Consider the following 18,446-nt stretch of genomic DNA (forward strand, 5'->3'; position numbering starts at 1 on the left):
GGTGGTCTAGGTGGAATGGAAAATATTGTCCAAGCGAGCCGCTCATCCTAAGGCTAAGAAAAGAGCCTTGACGCTGTCAGAGAACGCTCGGGGAAAAGATGTTCGGCGACAACCTTGCGGTGTCCCGATGGTAATCAACTGTACGAAGAGGTAGCGATGAACTCAGAGGTGTCTGGCTCGGCAATTCCCAAGGTTATGCGTGCAGTGTTGCTAACCGGCTTTGGTGGTATCGAGAAGCTTCAGTTTAGAGCAGACGTTCCGGTGCCGCATCCGAATGCAGGAGAGGTGCTTATCAAGGTCGGTGCTTGCGGGATTAATAATACTGACATCAACCTTCGCACGCAGTGGTATCACCGCGCAGCAAGCTCCAGCTTGACGGAAGAAGTCGGGCTGCGCGGTGTTCAGGGCATCACGGACAAGGCAGAAGAGGCGGCCGCCACATGGAAGCAGGAAGCGCTAGTCTTTCCGCGAGTCCAGGGTGCTGCAATTGCGGGTCGAATCGTGGCTGTTGGTGACGCCGTGATTGCGGGTCGTATCGGTGAGCGCGTTATCGTAGACCCACAGGTGCGCGACCGGTCTTTGCCAGAGAGAGCGCAGCTCGTTGCGTACATCGGCGGCGAACGGGACGGCGGATTTGCGGAGTACGTGGTTGTGCCCGCGGAGAACGCATACGCGGTCACATCGCACCTGACAGACGCTGAGCTGGCCACATTCCCGACCTCGTACGACACCGCAGAGGAGATGTTGGAGAGAGCGCGGTTGTCGGAGGGTGAAACGGTCGTTGTTACCGGTGCTTCAGGCGGCGTTGGAACGGCTCTAGTTCAACTTGCATTGATTCGCAAGGCGCGAGTAATCGCCATTGCCGGTCAATCGAAGGAGGCTCGCGTCCGAGCGCTCGGTGTGCACGAGTTTGTTCCTCGCGAGTCGGAGAGCATCAAGGCTGCAGTTGAGGCTATTGTCGGCTCGCAAGGTGTCGACGTTGTCGCAGACGTCGTCGGAGGCCCAGCGTTTGGCGACTATCTGAAAATTCTGCGTCGCGGAGGTCGATATACGACCGGTGGTGCGATTGGCGGACCGGTTCAGCCGATGGACCTTCGCGATTTGATCTACAAAGACATCGAAATGTACGGGATCACTTGCCCGACGCCGTCGACTTTCGCGCGAGTGATTTCACATGTTTCATCCGGGAAGTTGCGCCCCCTACTCGACAAAGTGTATCCGTTAGACGAACTTGCTCAAGCGCAAACGGATTTCGTCAAGCGAACGCATGTAGGCAAATTTGTCGTCGAACCGACACCTTCCGCGAGTGGTATCGCGAAATGAGAGGGCGCGTGCTGGCGAGACGTTTCACGATGTCGTTGTGACAACTCGCTACATTCGGGAATGTTCGCGTTCGATGGAGAGTTTTTCCTGTTGACCGAAGGTACCAACAAGTATATTTTGCATACTGATTGGTCAGTGTTTGCGAGCGTAACTCTGGGGAGTGATACATCGCCCCCAGAGCAGGATGGACGCGGACAGTCGGGTCTGGGACTCAACCGAAGATAGGATGTGTGATGAAGACTGAACTTGGTACCCAATTTGGGATTGATGTACCGATCTATGCGTTTTCCCACTGTCGTGATGTCGTCGCGGCGGTCACGAAAGCGGGCGGGCTGGGTGTCCTCGGTGCGGCGTGGATGACGCCGGACGAGTTGGCCATGTCGATTGATTGGATCGAAAAGCAGGTAGACGGCAAGCCCTTTGGCGTAGATCTCGTTTTTCCGGGTACGGGCGGCGACGAAAAATCGCCTGAGGAATATCTAAAACAAATCCCTGAAGGTCATCTGTCGTTCGTTAAGAAGCTCTTGGACGACGCCGGAGTTTCGGACATGTCCGAAGCGGATCGCAATGCGTACATGGCTGAATACGCCACCAAGATGGCCATGACGAATAAGAAGAGCCAGGAACAGCTCGACGTGGTTCTTAGCAAGCCCGTCAGTTGTGTGGTGGGCGCCCTCGGGGTCACGCCGGACTGGGTGGTCAAGCAAGCTCACTCTCGCGGGATTAAGGTTGGCGCGCTGGTTGGGAGTGGTCGGCATGCAGCCAAGCAGAAAGATGCCGGAGTCGACTTCTTGGTCGCTCAAGGCACGGAGGCCGGTGGCAGTGTGGGCTCCATCGCATCGATGGTTTTGTGGCCACAAGTGGTCGAAGGCGCCCGCGGCTTGCCAGTACTTGCGGCGGGGGGTGTGACACGTGGTTCTCATATTCTTGCGGCATTGGCGTTGGGATGCCAAGGCGTTTGGATCGGCTCGCTGTGGCTCGGTACCGCCGAGAGCGATCTGAACATGGAGATGCGTGAAAAGCTGTTCCGGTCGGAGTCGGAGGACGCCACGCTTAGCTTCGCAATGACGGGGAAACAGTGTCGCATTCTCAACACGGATTACATGAAAGCATGGAATCGGCCTGATGCTCCTAAACCTTTGAAGTGGCCGATGCAGTCAATTCTGGGTGGCTACCCGTTCAAGCGAGCGGAGCGTTCACACAATATGGACTATTGGAGTTACTCGGTCGGTCAGGCTATTGGCGATATGAAGGGACACACAACGGTCAAAGGCGAGTTCGAGCGTCTCTTGAATGAGTATTTGGAATCTCTTGAGGCGCTGAACGCGCGGACCTCCTACGAGTAAGAAAGCCATGGATGGCTGCTGCGCGACCGGTGCATCCTCGACCGAGGATCAAAGGCAATCTGCGATGCTCAAATTGCTTCTCGACGAACGTCGGTCGTGCAGAGCTTTCAAGTCCACCGTTTTGCCTCGTGCCACTATTTTGGATATCTTGGCGGCAGCGCAGAAAACGGCATCGGACTGCAATATACAGCCGTGGCGAATCCGGATCATTAGTGGTAATGCGCTAGACAGGCTTCGTCGTGCCATGTATGAGCGCGCGCTCAGCGGAGCATCTCTAGTATCAGATGTACCACCAATCGCCAGCTATTTTGGTGTCTACCAAGATCGCCGGCGCGACTGTGGTTGGCAGCTGTACAGCGCTCTTGAGATAGCACGTGGGGATCGATTTGCTTCTGGGAAACAGGCGCTTGAAAATTTTCGCTTCTTCGGGGCTCCGCACTTAGCGCTGGTTACCACCCCCGCCTCGCTTGGTGTGCGTGGCGTGTTGGATTGCGGGGGGTATCTAACCACATTCATGCTTGCAGCTAGTGCTTTGGGTGTGGGTACCGTTCCGCAAGCGTCAATCGCGTATCGAGCCGACGTAATTCGCGAACAGCTTGGGATTCCTGCGGACGAGCACGTTGTGTATGGCGTGTCTTTTGGATGGCCAGACGAGTCTCATCCGGTCAATAGCTACCGAACTTCACGTGCACCTCTCGAAGAAGTTGTCGATTTCATCGACGTGTAGATCAAAACGTCTACTCGTCAACTTCAAAAATGGTACGTGCATATGGCCAGGTGTTCGAAGGATCCGCATCCGCAGTCGCGTCAGTATCGTAGCGCTTGAGATTGATATCGTACCCATGACATCCGAACCGTAGGCCATTTTGGTGACGGGCCTTAGGAATGGCGAATCGCCGGTGGACGTTGCGGGGTACTACGCAGGCGTGCAACGAAGTAGATCCAAGTGGTGCCAGCCCTGTTGGAGTTGGCGCTAGGAGGTTGAGATGTCGTTGAATGTGACCATCCAAGGCTTTGTTGCGTCCGTGGCCATTAACCGTCCTGAGAAACTGAATGCGCTCGACCTGGCAGCGTTCGCAGAGATTGGAAGACTAGCTGAAGAGCTCGATCGTGATGAGCGCGTGCGAGTTGTTGTCTTTCGAGGTACAGGCCATCAGGCATTCAGTGCCGGCGCTGATATTTCCGAGTTGGTCGACATTACGAACGACGAAGCTCGAGATCGGGCCAAGTGCCGGCAGGCAGCGCTACAGAAGCTCGAGGATATGTCGAAGCCCACAGTTGCTGTCATGAGCGGTTATGCGCTGGGCGGTGGCGTGGAACTAGCTCTGGCATGTACCTTCAGGATCGCAACAGCTGACGTCAAAATTGCGTTTCCGGAGGTCAAGATCGGGCAACTGCCGGGGGCGGGGGGTACCCAACGGCTTCCACGGTTGATAGGACGTTCGCGAGCGCTCGATATGATGCTTACAGGGCGGATGATTGGAGCAGAGGAGGCGTTAGGTTTTGGCCTCCTCAACCGTGTGATTGACGATCCAAACTGCGACGCCGATGCCTTCATTGGGCAGTTCACGTCACTGAGTCCGGTTGCACTAGCTGCTATTAAACGTGCAGTGCATTGGTCAGAGGGCCCACTCATGAAGGGGCTCGAGATGGAAGTTGATCAGCTGTACGAACTAAACAAGAGTCTCGACGCAGAAGAAGGAAAGCGTGCCTTCCTTCAAAAGCGCCCTCCGGTGTTTGTGGGGCGCTAGCTATCAGTCGATTCCACCGGATTGGAGCCTGAGTCGATTCAGCGGCGTTAGTGGCATAAATGAGATGGGGACGCTACCCCATCGCTAGAGCCAACGCAGTTAGGTCATAAACGAATTTTCTGGTCGGCAATTGACGAGTGCGCCGAATTGAGGGGTATAGCATGAAATCATCTGAATACATTCGGCATGACGCGCTGGGCTTGTCCGCGTTGCTTAAGGAGGGATCTGTTTCTCCAGAGGAGCTGATGAACTGTGCGATCGACGTTGCGATCAAAGTCGATCCCAAGATTCACGCTCTATGCTACGAGGACTTTGATGGGGCCAAAGCGCAAGCGAGAGTAGCGAGATTGAAGGGGCCATTCAGCGCGGTTCCCTTTTTGTTGAAGGACTCCGCTCTTGCCTCGAAGCAATTCCCGACGAGCATTGGATCTAATCTGTTTCGCGATATCGCGTTCAAGTACGATTCGACCCTCGTCGAGCGATTCAATGAGGCAGGACTTATTTCTTTCGCTCGAACGACAGTGCCTGAACTTTGTATGGCGCCGACGACGGAGGCTGTTGCGAACGGACATCCTACGAAGAATCCTTGGGATCTAACGCGTTCATCTGGCGGATCGAGTGGCGGTGCGGCAGCGGCAGTGGCAGCTGGTATTGTTCCGATCGCGCACGGCAGTGACGGAGGCGGTTCCATCCGAATTCCGGCATCCTGCTGCGGCGTGTTTGGTTTGAAGCCCTCACGCGGCAGGATCCCGATGGGGCCATCGCGTGGTGAAGGCTGGGGCGGGCTCGCTGTTGAAGGGGTTTTGTCAAAAAGTGTTCGTGATACAGCTGCAGCCTTGGATGCCGTTGGCGGCTGTGAGGCGGGCGCTCCTTATGCTTCACCTTCCGCGCCGGCATCATATCTGGACCTTCTGAGTCGTGATGTTGAGAGGCCGCTGCGCATTGCAAAATGGACCTCCGCATTTAACAACATTCCGGTTGCGCGGGAGTGCATCGAGGCCGTCGAGTATGCGGCGGGATTGCTCAAGCAAGCAGGCCATGAGGTGGTGGACACGCAGCTCCCGCACATCGACTATGACGAACTGGTCCATGCCCACATTACGGTACTAATGGCGAACGCGTACTCGTCTATCGCAGGCATGGTGAAGGAGGGAGAGGGGAATTGGCAGGGGCGTGTTGAGCCGGCAATCCTTGATGCGTATAAGCGAGGTAGGGAGTTGGGTGCAGCTGAATATGTATCCGCGATAAATACTTTCCACAGCGTAGGCCGGCGGATGGCAAGAGGCATGAAGGATTTCGACCTTGCCTTGACCCCTACGCTGACGCAACTCCCGGTGCAGTTGGGACAACTGTCGATGGCGACTGACTTTCTATCTTTCCGTCAAAAAGTTTCGAAGTACACTGCCTTCTTGACGATCATCAATGCCTCAGGACAACCTTCGGCAAGTGTTCCATCCTACTGGACTAAGGGTGGTTTACCAGTTGGTGTTCAGCTTATTGGTCACTTCGGGCGGGAAGATCAGATTCTCGTTGCGGCAGCGCAAATGGAGTCGCTCGCTCCTTGGTCGGGTCGGGTGCCGGAACTTTGATGATGCCTCGCCAGGGCTCGCCAGTTATCCGAGACGACTCCAGCTGGGGAAACACCCCGATTTGTGGTGGAACGTGCGTTACGTGGACCGCGGAGTTGGACGTGCTGCGTGTCTGTGAGAAGTAATCCGCCGGCGCCAAGTCCAAGAGGATGTCGATCGCCCACGCGCAAGGCTCTCTGCGGATACTGCTTGTTTGCGCTCGCGCGGGAAATACATATGGCCTCAAGGCCGTGCCGCACTGTAAAGAAAATCCAGTCACCGGTCTCCAACACTAGGGATCGGAGCACCGGCGCCGCGACACGCTGAATGGCGTAGCTCGGCTCAGCTGCCAGGCCCACCGCGTAGGCTTCCGGCCCGAGCCGGTACCGTCTCGTCGCCGGATCCTCAACGAGGGGATCCTGTCTTTCGTCAACAAGACCGCCGCGTGCTACGGTGCTCGAGTAGGGATGACTGCCCGGGAATATGTGTCGCTCCTTCAAACCACGCTTGCATTGAAAACTACGGGCACATCGGTACGCGCAAGCGAAGCGTGAAGGTGATCGGAGATTTGGGCAGGTAAACCGCGGAAGAAGGCTGATAGCGATAGCGCGCCCTTGTCTGCGCACGAAGTGCCAGGAAATGGACATATCGGGATTTTTTGTGTGTGAGGCATAACTTGTCGACAAGGAGCGTGTATGCCACGCTTGTGCCAAGGTTCGAAGTCACCAGGGCAAGTAGACGGTCGGTTACCGACCCGAGGTCCTCATGACAGCGCAGCGCACTCCCGTCGGAATTGCGCGTCCGTGGCCGGAGCGGCATGGCGTTCCACTCGCAATGTCTTTCATCAACTTGGGGATAAGCAATGCTTACCGCAATCAATCAGCCTGGGATGTCCTACCCCGGCATTTCTCAAGCGACTCAGGGTTCCGGCGACGTCCTGGTGTTGGGCGGCCACGTCTCATCAGACGAAAAAGACAATTTCGTCGACGGCGACTTCGAAACGCAGGTGCGAAACACGTTCCGAGCGCTCGAACGAACGCTGCGAGCTGCTGGCGTGGGCTTCGAAGCCGTCGCCCGCTTCACCTACTACGTCCCGGATTTTGAAGAGAACCTTCTGCCCATCTTCAAGCGGGTTCGGGCTGAGTTCATTACAGGTCAAAATCCGCCGGCGAGCACTTTCATCCCGGTCGTCAAGCTTTTCGATTCGCGGGCAAGGATCGAGGTCGATGGTATTGCCGTAGCCCCCGGGAAGACTCGCATCGGCTAAAAGTGGCGGCGTTGGATTTCGCCGTGAAAGAGCGCGAGGTGCAAGCCCCATGTTACGCCTGCAGCTCGTTAGGACGCGTAAAACGCGGCGCGGACGATGACCTATGCCCGCTCCCGCGCAACGCCACGCAAATCGTGGGCAGTATAGTGATATCAGAAGGAGGTCCGTCGTGCCGTCAAGACATCTCGTGGATCCAGAACTCAGTGCGCTTATTGAGGAAGAGGCCTCGTCCCCGATCGATCTTGGCACGCTGCCGCAGTCGCGGGCCGTTATGGCGGAAAGCATCGGCGTGTGGTTTCCCCCTCCGCCAGATGGGGTAGAAATCGTCGAGCGCATGATCCCTGGGCCGGCCGGTGCGCCGGATGTGCGCGTGGTCATCACACGGGCGAAAGGGAGCGGCAATGGTGGCCCCGCTTTTCTTCACATCCACGGTGGTGGCTACGTCATGGGCTCGCCGGAGATCAACCTTGCTATCGACGCGGCTTATGCGCTCGAATTGGGCGCGACTGTAGTGTCCGTGGGCTATCGTTTAGCACCAGAGACCCCGCATCCCGGACCGCTGGAGGACTGCTATGCCGCGCTGAGCTGGCTCAACGCCGAGGCAGAAGCGCTAGGCGCCGACCGAGGTCGGATCGTCGTCACCGGCGAGAGCGCCGGCGGCGGCCTTGCGGCGGCGTTGGTACTCCTCGCCCGCGACCGGGGCGAAATCTCCATCGCTTTCCAGCATCTGGTCTACCCGATGCTCGATGATCGCACGGCCGTGTGCGCAGAGCCGTCGCCTTATCTAGGTCAGTTCGTTTGGACACAAACGAACAACTTCTTCGGATGGACGTCACTGCTAGGCAGACCTCCGGGTGGCACGGATGTGTCAGCTTACGCTGCAGCGGCGCGCGCAGACAATGTCGAGGGACTTCCGCCCACCTTCATCGCCTGCGGGGCGCTAGATCTTTTTCTACTGGAGAACATGGACTACGCACGCCGGCTGATGCTAGCGGGTGTGCCGACCGAGCTTCACATCTATCCGGGCGCCCCGCACGGGTTCGATCTGGTCGATACCGCTCAAGTCGCCCGAGCCTATATTCGCGATTCGATGTCCGCGCTGAAGCGGGCGGTGGGCGACTGAGCTAGCGCAAACGAGGCCAGCTTTCGCTCAACGCGCTCGGGCCTCAGCGTCAGCAACGCAGCCTTTGAGCGCTCTCCAACTCGTCTACCCAGGCAGTTACGCGTTAGCCGCCCTCACAACCTTCGTCGCCGTTTTGCGCGCGGTTGTTGTCTTGTTCGCGGCCAGCTTAGCGGCTTGAGCGAACATGTAACCGCTGGTCAAAATAGCCACGTAGCAATCGGCGATCTCCAGCGCGGAAATCGGACCTTGCTCGTTGTACCAACGATACAAAGAATTGCACATCCCCAAAAATCCCGCGACAGCGATATTCAGGGGGATGCACGGAACACGCCTTTCTTGACGCCGTCCTTGTACACGCCATTTGATGACGGCATCGTACTCGCGCCGACGCTGGACGTGGAGCTTGAGCGGCCGTGCAGACCTGCTTCGTGCATCTGATTCGCAACAGCTTGGAGTACGCGAGCTGGAAGGATCGTAAAGCCATCGCGCATGCCTGCGTCCGATCTACACAGCAGCAAGCGCTGAGGCGGCCCAACAGGCTCTGCACGCCTTTGCCGATGGGCCCTGGGGCGCCAAGTATCCGGCCATCGTGCAATCCTGGCAGCGCGCCTGGGAGCACGTCACGCCGTTCTTCGAGTTTGCACCGGAGATTCGACGGGTCATTTATACAACCAATGCGATCGAGAGCCTGAACATGCAGTTACGCAAGATCATCAAGACGCGCTGTCACTTCCCCAATGACGAGGTCGCCATCAAGCTACTTTGGCTGGCACTGCGCAATGTGCTGGCCAAGTCCGTGCGGGCTGCCGTCGACTGGAAATCGGCCATGAACCAGTTTGCTATCCTGTTCGGCGACCGCTTCACGATGGCGCGCGGGTAACGATTTTTTAACCGCCTCGCCCACAAAAATGCGGACAGGTTCCATCCTGATGCAACTGCGTGCCTGGCTTGACGAACAGCGACGGCGTGTCCCCGAGGCATCGGCCAGCGCGCGGGCCATCGACTACAGCGTCAAGCGGTGGCGGGCGCTCGTGCGTTACCTCAATGACCCAGCGGTGCTGATCGACAACAACCACGTCGAGCGACAAATCCGTCCGGTGCCACAAATGACTTGCGACGCGATGTCGATCCCAGCTGTCAAAAAAGTGATGCGCTGGACCACGACAAGTCACAGGAATAGATTTTCACATTACCTCAAGGGGTCGCATAGCCTTCTTCAACAGCGCTTTGGCGATCTTTGCCGCGATGTCCGATGAGGAGGTCGAATCGATCATGCGGGCCAATGCTGAACGCTACGGCGCCGTGTACACCAATATGTCGGCGACCACTGTGCGCAAGCAGGTCGCGGAGACGAGGGCGCGCGGCTACGCGTTCATCCCGGGAACATTGGCGCCGGGGTTTCGGGGCATTGCTGTGCCTTTGCTGCAGGAGGGCGGCAATCCGATTGCAGCCATCGTGCTGGTCTCCACGCCGGCGCGACTTAGCGATGCGCGTCGCGCGGCGCTGGGCGACCGGATGCAGAAACTCGGAAAGGAAGTGATGAATAGTGCGCGCGTCTTGAGCGACGATTCGACGGATGAATCTCTCTTCCATCAGGCCGATTGAAGTCACTTTCAAAAGGTCGCGAGTCGAATGACGCGTTAGCGATGAATTGACCGCGAGACGTCAATTGCGACATCGCCAAATGTGTCGGCGTGGCAGGGGCGTCCGCGCAAAGCCCCCAGGGTGATGCCCCAAAATTGCGCGGCAAGTTAGGGAAAGTACTGTAGGGGCTCGTCGTCGCCCGGCTGGATCGGTTCTCACCGTCATGCTTGCGCTGAGGGCCCAGAAAACTCTTGTATAAAAACTTTTGCTCCCTTAAAGTTCACCTCATCGTACTTGACGTTCTTTTGATTTGACCAACGAGTACGTAATGTGCAGCGGGAGGGGCGGCCGCTGGGAGAACGGCTCTTGGTGACGGTGATTCGTCATTTGCATGGATGTGAGTTCGCGTTCTCGTCGCTGGTTTGCTCTTGTCGAGCCAGGCGTTGACAGGACGCAACCGGCTTGCTGGGCCGGAGGTAGACCATCTTGGAACGAAAAGCGGGAGAAGGAGTGTGAGTACGTTGATCGACAGTAAAGAAGGGGCCGCGCTGCCGGAGTTCGCAACACCTTCCGGCGAGAATCGTCCCGCCACGCTTTCCGGGCAACTGGGGATGCTGGAAATCGTATTCACCGTGTTGGCGTATAACGCTCCACTAACCGTTTTCACCGGCATGGGTGTCATGCTTACCCTCGGCAACGGGCTGGGCGCTCCAGTCACGTATCTGATCGCTGGGGCGCTCATTCTGATTTTCTCCGTGGGGTTTACTGCAATGTCTAAGCACGTACCCAATGCGGGTGCGTTCTATGCATACATTACCGCAGGGATCGGGCGACCTCTGGGACTTGGTAGCGCGCTGATGGCGATGCTTGCCTATGGCTTTATGATGACTGGCGTCTATCTCTATGCCGGAATAGTCTACGCTTCGTTAGTGAAGCATCTGTTCAATGCAGAGCCGCTTCTTTGGTGGGGATATTCGCTCATTCTGCTTGCCGCAGTTGGAGTGTTTGGCTATTTGCGTATTACGTTTTCGGCGCGCGTTCTCACGCTCGCTCTCATCTGCGAAGTGCTGATCGTATTCGTATGGCAGATCGCCGTGGCTGCGGCTAAGGGAGCAGCCGTAGTGTCGCCATCATGGCTGACTCCTAGCGCTGTTACATCCGGTTCTGTAGGGCTCGCCCTGTTGTTTGGGGTGACCTGCTTCGCTGGGTTTGAGGCTACCGCCGTGTTCCGAGAGGAGGCTCGTGATCCGGAGGTGACTGTTCCACGCGCGACGTATTGCGCGATCTTGGTCATGGCCATCCTGTTTAGCTCCGCATCATATTTTTTGATTTGCGCGTTCGGTCCTCAAACCGTCCTGGAGAGGGCTGCAGCGGACCCGTCGCAGATATCCCTCAACGCTATCGGCCTCTATCTGGGCAAGGCTGGTTTAGAAGCCGTCAATGCTTTGCTATGTTCGAGCGTTTTTGCCTGTTTGCTCGCCCTACACAACATCCTTTCTCGATACATCTATTGCTTGGGGCTCGACGGCACGTTTCCACGCACCTTGGCGACTGTACATGAACGCCATGGTTCGCCTCATCGTGCCTCAGTAGTGGTAACCGGCTTGATGTTGCTTATTTTGATCGGTGTGATAAAGAGCGGATTCGAGCCATTTGGTGCGTTTGCCATCCTCACCGGAGTTGGCGGGTATTGTTTGCTACTCCTACTGATTTTGACGTCATTGTCGGTGCTAGTGTTCTTTGTCCGCGATATGAAAGGTCAGAATCTTTGGAGAACAAGGGTTGCGCCTATAGTGAGTTTCTTTCTCCTTTCCTTTGTCGGTTGGCTGGCGACGAAGAATATGGAAGTTTTGACCGGAAATGTGCAGGTTGCTCAGGCTCTGATTTCTGTGGTTTTCGGAACGCTCTTGATTGGTGTCCTTTATGCGCGGTACTTGAAACGGGCGAGGCCGGAAATCTATCGTGCTATCGGAAGGCAGGTGATTTGATGTGCCTCAGGCCATCGGTCGCATAACCCGGGCGGTCATTCGTAGTGCGCGTTTCTTAACTTCATGTTGGCCGTGGCCGTGGCCGTGGTCGCGTCGTCGAACGTTAGCGATCGGGCGTGCGCCCGCGCGCCGGTCCAATGACTGATATTCATTTAAGGAATCGAGATCGTGAACATTGCAGTTGAGCAAGACAAAAAATATGGTGGGCACGCCGAGGACTCGTTTAGGGTCGTCGAGACGCAGTACGGCAAACTGCGCGGCCGCGTGAGCGAGGGGCTGGCATCCTTTCTAGGCGTTCGATACGGCGCCAACACTGCGGGAGCGAATCGTTTCATGCCGCCGCAGCCCGTCACGCCCTGGACCGGCATCCGCGATGCACTCGTGCTCGGCGATCACTGTGTGCAAACCAACCCCGACTTTCCGGTTTGGCTCAATCCCGGCCCGGCGAGCGAAGATTGCCTGACGTTGGACGTCTTTTGCCCGGCGAGTACCACTGCGTCATCACAATTGCCGGTCATGGTGTGGCTCCATGGCGGTGGCTATTCGTTCGGCTCAGGCTATGCGCCTGCGTTCAATTGCGGCAATCTTGCCAAGGGTGGCAACGTTATTACGGTGGCGGTTAATCATCGTCTGCACGGGTTCGGCTATACCTACCTGGGCGACGACGAACACTTCGGAACGTCGGGCAATGCAGGCCATCTTGACATCATCGAGGCGCTCAAGTGGGTGCAAGCCAACATCGAGCGCTTCGGCGGTGACGCGAGCAACGTCACCGTGTTCGGTCAATCGGGGGGGGGCGGCAAGATCACCATGCTCTGCGGTATGCCCGCTGCGCGAGGTCTGTTCCACAAGGCCATCCTTCAGAGCGGCTCGATAATGAAAATCCGAACCGCTCGTGAAGCGTCGATGCTGACCGATGCCGTTTTCGATACCCTGCAACTAAAACGAGGCGATATCCGAGCGCTGCAGGCCGTGCCGACCGACACACTTGTTCGGTGCTTCGACAAAGTTGCCGAGGAAACCAACACCAACTACACGCCGTACCTCGCGTTTGGCCCCACGGTGGACGGGCGAGTTATGCCTGAAATGGTCTGGCGCGACCAGGCTCCCGATTTCGCGCGCGACATTCCGTTTCTAATCGGCGTGAACTCCGACGAGGGGGCGACGTACGTTGGACTCGACATGTATGGTCCATTGAAAGCGGATGTGGACATCGCAAGACTGTGCGCGAAAAGTCAATTGCAATGGAACTTCAGTGTCGAACAACTGGTTCCCCTGGTCCGAAAGTATCGCGAATTGATGCCCCATCTTTCCGACCCGGAGATGGCTGTGCGGGTCGCATCCGATGTCAGCTTTCGGAAGGGCGCCACCATTCAGTCGGAGCTCCTCATTGCACGTCAGGGGGCGCCGGTCTACATGTATGAATGCGCGTGGAAGACGCCGTGCTTCCGGGGGAAATGGGCCGTCCATGGGGTGGAATTGCCCTTCATCTTTGCCCTCGGCGAATACGGTACGGCGTGGGACGGAGAGGATACCGATGCGCTGCGCGCTGCGGCCGATCCTGACAACAAGCGAGCCGTTGTCGGCCGCCTTATGTTCGACGCGTGGGTAAACTTTGCTCGAAGCGGAAATCCTTCGACGAAGGATTTGCCTTGGCCGACCTACGATTCCTCTTCGCGCACGACCGCGGTCTTCGGCCCGGAGTCGAAGACCGTCGATGATCCTCAACGAGAAGTTCGAGATCTCTTGCTGGGCTTGTGAGCGGGCCTCGGCATTCTCCACTCGCAACAAGGCTTGTTTGACCAGGGACCTGCTTTGGTCCTTGGCAGGCGAGCATGAGCCTCAAGCCGCCACCCTTGTCAACGCCGCACTCGGCGTTGACGAAGCGCTCCCACCTAACTCGGGGTGATCGAGTGGACCGTACATCGCGAATTCGGCAAGAGAGAGAACACGGGCAAGCCGATAGGGACCGGTCTCGTGGTGCATGGCGCAGGAATGGACAAGCGCGGGTTCGTAGCGATCGAGATCTTCGGATCCATGAAACTCGGCGAATACGAAGTCGGCCCCGAACAATTTGCATCTTGCGCTGCCGGATATCACGCCGCCACCGCGCTCAGTCGTTGCCAATCGATCAGGTTGGTCAAGCGCACCAACGGATGCTCCAGATTGGTCTGCTCGCCCAACGGTTGCCGGAACAACTCGCTGCTGGCCGCTACAGATGTCTTCGGGCCCGTCCAAATCTCGTCGGAATTCGCAGGATGACTGCACCAATCTGCACGTCTCCTGCAATTTCGACAACACGACTTCCGCTGCAAAGCCTTGTGCTTTAAGGCTCTGTGGATTGTTCAGGACCGACTACGAAGCATCGATTCGCGGGTACGCGACAGAAGAGGGCTTCGACTTGACGTTCTTTCTGGAATCCGCTGGCGGCGCCCTCATGTTGATCAGCCGCCGTCGCTTGAACGTAGAGCACCAGGTCGAGACGGTGGGAGAACAGCTGCGCGCGATGATGCCTGGGATCGAGGCCAACAAATTGGTCGGCAAAAGTCGGAACTGAGAGCGCGTGGTCGACACCATAGCAACGAATCAGTGCCGCGCCGCCGCTCTGGATGTCACGGCGGTCGGCATTGATCTGCGACTCAGGATGCGACGGCGCAGGCGAAAGACTTCGTCAGCGCCCAGTTCGAATGAACGATTCGCCATTTCTTATTGATCAGGCGGTATATCTCAGTCGAATTCCATGCTCTCAGCAACTTCTCACCGCCCGACTCGTCTGCAACGAAGGTGTTGAGGTTGTAGCTCAGCACCGCTAGGTCACCAGCATCACTGACGATCACGTGCGGGTTGAGATACTCGCTCCGCACGATGTGCGGGTTGCTGTAGATCTTCGAAATGTGTGCCACGACCGTGGAGCGACCGACAAGCAACGTTTCTGTCACGGGGTCGAAATAGCTGATGTCCTCATGGTAGTTCTCAAGATAGCCGCTACTGTCGCCAGAACTCCATCGCTCATTGAGCGAGCGTTCCAGCGTCATGAGTGTGTCGCCGATCTGTTTCACGTCTACTGTCATGTGGGCTCCTATTATTGCTTCCGCGAAAAAGGTTTCGGCCGGCAGGCATCGACATCGATGTGTGCCGGGCCTCCGACGTCAGTAAGCCGTCGCCCCCCAGTGTTGAGCGGCTACTCGTCGTTTCCTCGACGGCACTGATAAACAATTTTGACGCGCAGTGCTATCGAGCGCATACTGACTATACAGTCTAATTTTAATCCTTAGTGGTCGGATCGCAAGATACGGCGATCTACGCTAGTGCGCACACTTTTTGTTCACGGCCAGGCCTGTTGGCCCCTCTGATGCTGGCACGACGGCCATCGCAAATGGAATGACGGAAAGGTCTGCAATGAGTGATCTCTCAGAGCCCGCAGCCGCTCGCCAAACCACAGCGAGCACGAAATCACATCTGGTCAAGCTCGATCGCGTCGGGAAGGTATATGGCGATCATCGCGTCCTGCATGACATCAGTCTTGAGATTGCCGCTGGGGAAGTCGTCGCAATCATCGGCCCGAGTGGCTCGGGGAAGAGCACGCTGTTGCGATGTATCAACCAGCTCGAACCGCCTACGTCTGGGTCGGTGACGGTCGACGGCGTGCAAATTGTGGCCAGCACTCCCCCGAACACCGCAAAGCTCACGCACTTTCGCAGGTCATTGGGGATGGTCTTTCAGTCGTTCAATCTCTTCCCACATATGACCGTCCTCGAGAACGTGAGTCTCGCGCAACGTCGAGTGCTCGGTCGTTCCAACGAAGAGGCAAACGATCGATCAATCGAGTTGCTTACTCGGGTGGGGTTGGCCAACAAAGCTGGCCAATACCCGGCTCGGTGCTCGGGCGGGCAGCAACAACGGATTGCAATCGCGCGCGCAATAGCCCTAGAACCGAAAATCATGCTGTTCGATGAGCCGACATCGGCGCTGGACCCCGAGGTAGGTCTGGAGGTACTTGCGGTGATGCGGGAACTGGCCGACGACGGTATGACCATGATGGTCGTGACACATGAAATGCGATTTGCAGAGAGCGTGTCCGATCGTATGGTCGTGATGGCTGATGGGGTCGTTTTGGAGGAGGGGCCCAGCGCGGACGTCATGGCGAACCCAAAGACGGAGCGCGTCCAGCGCTTCTTGTCGGCCGTAAGGGATCGATGATGTCAGCTCTAGTCGTGCAGATCTTCGGAGAGATCATGGCAGCGCTGCCGTGGACGATCGCGCTTACAGTCACGTCGTTCGTGATCGGTGCGTTACTGGCGATACCGCTATGCAGGCTTCGCATCGCCCGCAATCCACTGGTCAGACACGGCGCTGTGGCGCTCATCCTAACTTTCAGATCGATCCCGCCGATCGTTTGGCTCTTCATCATATTCTTTGGGCTCGGAAGCGATCTCGTTTCGCTTAGCCCGTTTGCTTCAGCAGTCATTGGACTCGGGCTCATCACGGCGGCGAATGTCGCTGAGATCTATCGGGGGGCCATCAAAGCGGTGCCTATCGGTCAGTTCGAAGCGGTGCGGGCGCTCGGGCTGCCGGCGCACTGGCAATACAGCGATGTATTTATTCCGCAGATATTTCGGCTTGTGCTCCCCACTCTGGCGAGTTACGTCATCGGCCTATTGAAGGATACGGCTGTTGCATCGACTATCGGCGTGCATGACCTGGCGTTCTCGGCATATCGGGTATCGCAAGAAACGTTTCGCGGCATCGAGATCTACGTAATCTACGGGCTCGTGTATTTCCTAATCAGTGTGGTTATTGCGTATCTCACTCGAAGACTCGATCGGCGACTCAGAGAAAGGATTTCGCGGTGAACGCACTCGTCAGCTTGTGGGCGCAATGGTTGCCCAGTCTTTTGTCTGGATTGCTGACAAGCATGAAGGTGACCGCTTCCTGCATGGCGATTGGCATACCGCTGGGCTTGGTTTTTGCGCTGGGCGTGGGTGCGACCGGCAATGCCGTTCGTCATGTTACGGTGGTTCTCGTGGAGCTCGGGCGGGGCGCTCCCGCGCTCATTCTGCTGCAGTTCTTCTACTTTGGGCTGCCGACGCTGCACATCACGCTGTCATCGTTCGTATCGTCGGTATTGGCTCTGGCGTGGTGTACGGCCGCATACACCAGTGAAATCATACGCGCGGGCCTACTTTCGGTCCCCCACGGGCAACGCGAGGCCGCCTACACGATCGGACTGAAAGAGATTGACACGCTGCGATTGATCGTATTGCCACAGGCTTTCCGTGTTTCCTTGCCGCCCCTGCTGGGCTTCGCCTTGGTCATGCTGCAGGCGACTTCGCTGTGCTTCACGATAGCGCTTCCCGAACTGGTGACGCGGGCCAATCAAATCGGCACTAGGACGTTCCTGTATATGCCGGTCCTCACGTTGACGGCATTGCTGTATGCCTCCATCTGCGTACCGTCGACGTTGTTGGTGTCATCGTTGGAACGGAAGCTTTCAAGGCACGAGGCGTGAGCAATACCGGCGCGAAGTTACACGGAGCCGGTATGGGGCTCAACACAAGGCACCTCGAAACGATCATTCATTTCTTCACAACTCGCTCGACGGGAGATAGTCAGATGAAGCTTGCACAAAACATTCTCTGTGGTACCGCTGCGATAGCACTGGGTGTGACCGGCATCTGCAATGACGCATATGCGGACTGCAAACCCGCACACGAAATGAAGACACTGGTTCCCGGTACGTTGACGGTATCGACGATGATGCTTCCGCCGTACAACATTCCAGGTAAAGACGGCTCCATGTCCGGCGTCGAGGGCGACATCCTCAAGCGGATCGGCGACATGGAATGCTTGAAGATCCATGCTTTGCAGGTTGATACGGCGGCGGAGATCCAGTACGTCACGACCGGTAAAGCCGACATGAGCGCCGGAAACTGGTATGCCACCGCGGAGCGGGCGAAGGTCCTCGGTCTCACCGCTCCGGTGTATCTCGATCAGCCAGGCATCTTTTCCAAAGATGGTTTGACGAAATTCTCTCAACTGAAGGGTAGGACAGTTGGAACGGTCCAAGGCTACAACTGGGTCGGCGACCTGCAGACGATGTACGGCGACGATCTAAGGCTTTACCCGACACCAGTGGCACTCGAACAAGATCTTGCGACGGGGCGTGTGGATTCCGGGGTGGATAGCCCAGGTGCTGGGCTACACGCGCAGAAGAAGGGCGGGTATCCCGGTATCAAGATCAAGGTCGCCGAGCCTGATCCGAAAATTCGTGCATCTGTCGAGCCAGCACAGATCGTATTTCTGCATTCGAAGAGCAGCGTTCAGCTCGGGGAGGCTCTCAATGCGGACATCGCTACGCTGCGCAAGTCTGGTGCGATCGCTCAAATTCTTAAATCGTACGGGCTGGATGCGCGCAGCGCCGACGTTGGGCCAGCGCGTCTAATCAATTGAACGAGAGTGGGGAGCATGGTCCGACAGGCCGCGGCGCGCCCAGTGG

Annotated in this window: 17 protein-coding genes and 3 pseudogenes; 18 read left to right on the top strand and 2 right to left on the bottom strand. The window is 57.2% G+C overall.

Annotated elements, in window-relative coordinates; genetic code table 11:
• Positions 1–156 precede the first annotated feature (156 nt).
• The 7 genes from NG900_RS00635 (at position 157) to NG900_RS00665 (ending at position 8,378) form a co-directional block, all read left to right on the top strand.
• The gene (locus tag NG900_RS00635) at positions 157–1,323 is read left to right on the top strand and encodes an alcohol dehydrogenase family protein (RefSeq protein ID WP_252675685.1); all 1,167 of its coding nucleotides are present in this window, start codon (positions 157–159) and stop codon (positions 1,321–1,323) included.
• Positions 1,324–1,556: 233 nt separating this feature from the next.
• A complete protein-coding gene (locus NG900_RS00640; protein WP_252675687.1) occupies positions 1,557–2,669 on the top strand; it encodes a nitronate monooxygenase in 1,113 nt (370 codons plus the stop codon).
• Positions 2,670–2,733: 64 nt separating this feature from the next.
• Entirely contained in the window at positions 2,734–3,396 is a 663-nt protein-coding gene (locus NG900_RS00645; protein WP_252675689.1) for a nitroreductase, read from the top strand.
• Positions 3,397–3,655: 259 nt separating this feature from the next.
• Entirely contained in the window at positions 3,656–4,420 is a 765-nt protein-coding gene (locus NG900_RS00650) for an enoyl-CoA hydratase/isomerase family protein (protein ID WP_252675691.1), read from the top strand.
• Positions 4,421–4,581: 161 nt separating this feature from the next.
• On the top strand, positions 4,582–6,009 hold the full coding sequence (locus tag NG900_RS00655) for an amidase (protein WP_252675693.1): 1,428 nt from the start codon (positions 4,582–4,584) through the stop codon (positions 6,007–6,009).
• An 841-nt stretch (positions 6,010–6,850) separates the two neighbouring features.
• Positions 6,851–7,255: a RidA family protein gene (locus tag NG900_RS00660; RefSeq protein WP_252675696.1), complete on the top strand. Its 405-nt coding sequence runs from the start codon at positions 6,851–6,853 to the stop codon at positions 7,253–7,255.
• Positions 7,256–7,442: 187 nt separating this feature from the next.
• Complete coding sequence (locus tag NG900_RS00665; RefSeq protein WP_252675697.1) at positions 7,443–8,378, top strand: alpha/beta hydrolase; 936 nt, start codon at positions 7,443–7,445, stop codon at positions 8,376–8,378.
• Positions 8,379–8,474: 96 nt separating this feature from the next.
• Here the strand turns inward: NG900_RS00665 and NG900_RS26705 are convergent.
• Positions 8,475–8,753, bottom strand: a pseudogene (locus NG900_RS26705) (TetR-type transcription factor C-terminal domain-containing protein); the annotation flags it as partial.
• Between the two features lie 38 nt (positions 8,754–8,791).
• Here NG900_RS26705 and NG900_RS00670 point away from each other — a divergent pair.
• The 7 genes and pseudogenes from NG900_RS00670 to NG900_RS00700 form a co-directional block, all read left to right on the top strand.
• A pseudogene (locus NG900_RS00670) lies at positions 8,792–9,258 on the top strand (transposase); the annotation flags it as partial.
• A gap of 28 nt (positions 9,259–9,286) precedes the next feature.
• Entirely contained in the window at positions 9,287–9,634 is a 348-nt protein-coding gene (locus tag NG900_RS26780) for an IS66 family transposase (protein WP_476655363.1), read from the top strand.
• A complete protein-coding gene (locus NG900_RS00680; protein WP_252675699.1) occupies positions 9,606–9,983 on the top strand; it encodes an IclR family transcriptional regulator domain-containing protein in 378 nt (125 codons plus the stop codon). The genes NG900_RS26780 and NG900_RS00680 overlap by 29 nt, the downstream gene beginning before the upstream one ends.
• Positions 9,984–10,474: 491 nt before the next feature.
• Positions 10,475–11,950, top strand: a complete 1,476-nt coding sequence (locus NG900_RS00685; protein ID WP_252675702.1) for an APC family permease — start codon at positions 10,475–10,477, stop codon at positions 11,948–11,950.
• 168 nt (positions 11,951–12,118) lie between these two features.
• Positions 12,119–13,711 (top strand): carboxylesterase/lipase family protein, encoded by a 1,593-nt coding sequence (locus NG900_RS00690; protein ID WP_252675704.1) that lies wholly within the window; start codon positions 12,119–12,121, stop codon positions 13,709–13,711.
• Positions 13,712–13,855: 144 nt separating this feature from the next.
• Entirely contained in the window at positions 13,856–14,212 is a 357-nt protein-coding gene (locus NG900_RS00695) for a hypothetical protein (RefSeq protein WP_252675706.1), read from the top strand.
• 142 nt (positions 14,213–14,354) lie between these two features.
• Positions 14,355–14,507: pseudogene (locus tag NG900_RS00700) on the top strand (ketol-acid reductoisomerase); the annotation flags it as partial.
• Positions 14,508–14,589: 82 nt separating this feature from the next.
• On the opposite strand, the gene NG900_RS00705 reads toward NG900_RS00700, so the two are convergent.
• A complete protein-coding gene (locus NG900_RS00705) occupies positions 14,590–15,021 on the bottom strand; it encodes a YybH family protein (protein ID WP_252675708.1) in 432 nt (143 codons plus the stop codon).
• A 328-nt stretch (positions 15,022–15,349) separates the two neighbouring features.
• Here NG900_RS00705 and NG900_RS00710 point away from each other — a divergent pair, with 328 nt between their 5' ends.
• From NG900_RS00710 to NG900_RS00725, 4 genes are read left to right on the top strand one after another with little or no spacing between them, the layout of a single operon-like run.
• Positions 15,350–16,150, top strand: a complete 801-nt coding sequence (locus NG900_RS00710) for an amino acid ABC transporter ATP-binding protein (RefSeq protein WP_289813584.1) — start codon at positions 15,350–15,352, stop codon at positions 16,148–16,150.
• 35 nt (positions 16,151–16,185) lie between these two features.
• Entirely contained in the window at positions 16,186–16,803 is a 618-nt protein-coding gene (locus NG900_RS00715; protein WP_252675710.1) for an amino acid ABC transporter permease, read from the top strand.
• A complete protein-coding gene (locus NG900_RS00720; RefSeq protein WP_252675712.1) occupies positions 16,800–17,459 on the top strand; it encodes an amino acid ABC transporter permease in 660 nt (219 codons plus the stop codon). Before NG900_RS00715 ends, NG900_RS00720 begins: the two co-directional genes overlap by 4 nt.
• Positions 17,456–18,400: a substrate-binding periplasmic protein gene (locus NG900_RS00725; protein ID WP_252675714.1), complete on the top strand. Its 945-nt coding sequence runs from the start codon at positions 17,456–17,458 to the stop codon at positions 18,398–18,400. Before NG900_RS00720 ends, NG900_RS00725 begins: the two co-directional genes overlap by 4 nt.
• The last annotated feature ends 46 nt before the right edge of the window (positions 18,401–18,446 follow it).

Source organism: Ralstonia soli (assembly GCF_023955655.1).
Lineage (GTDB): Bacteria > Pseudomonadota > Gammaproteobacteria > Burkholderiales > Burkholderiaceae > Ralstonia > Ralstonia soli.

Excerpts from the sequence above, each read along its gene's own strand:
- NG900_RS00635 (WP_252675685.1), top strand. The coding sequence starts at position 157 with ATGAACTCAGAGGTGTCTGGCTCGGCAATTCCCAAGGTTATGCGTGCA.
- NG900_RS00640 (WP_252675687.1), top strand. The coding sequence starts at position 1,557 with ATGAAGACTGAACTTGGTACCCAATTTGGGATTGATGTACCGATCTAT.
- NG900_RS00645 (WP_252675689.1), top strand. The coding sequence starts at position 2,734 with ATGCTCAAATTGCTTCTCGACGAACGTCGGTCGTGCAGAGCTTTCAAG.
- NG900_RS00650 (WP_252675691.1), top strand. The coding sequence starts at position 3,656 with ATGTCGTTGAATGTGACCATCCAAGGCTTTGTTGCGTCCGTGGCCATT.
- NG900_RS00655 (WP_252675693.1), top strand. The coding sequence starts at position 4,582 with ATGAAATCATCTGAATACATTCGGCATGACGCGCTGGGCTTGTCCGCG.
- NG900_RS00660 (WP_252675696.1), top strand. The coding sequence starts at position 6,851 with ATGCTTACCGCAATCAATCAGCCTGGGATGTCCTACCCCGGCATTTCT.
- NG900_RS26780 (WP_476655363.1), top strand. The coding sequence starts at position 9,287 with ATGCGGACAGGTTCCATCCTGATGCAACTGCGTGCCTGGCTTGACGAA.
- NG900_RS00705 (WP_252675708.1), bottom strand. The coding sequence starts at position 15,021 with ATGACAGTAGACGTGAAACAGATCGGCGACACACTCATGACGCTGGAA.
- NG900_RS00710 (WP_289813584.1), top strand. The coding sequence starts at position 15,350 with ATGAGTGATCTCTCAGAGCCCGCAGCCGCTCGCCAAACCACAGCGAGC.
- NG900_RS00715 (WP_252675710.1), top strand. The coding sequence starts at position 16,186 with ATGGCAGCGCTGCCGTGGACGATCGCGCTTACAGTCACGTCGTTCGTG.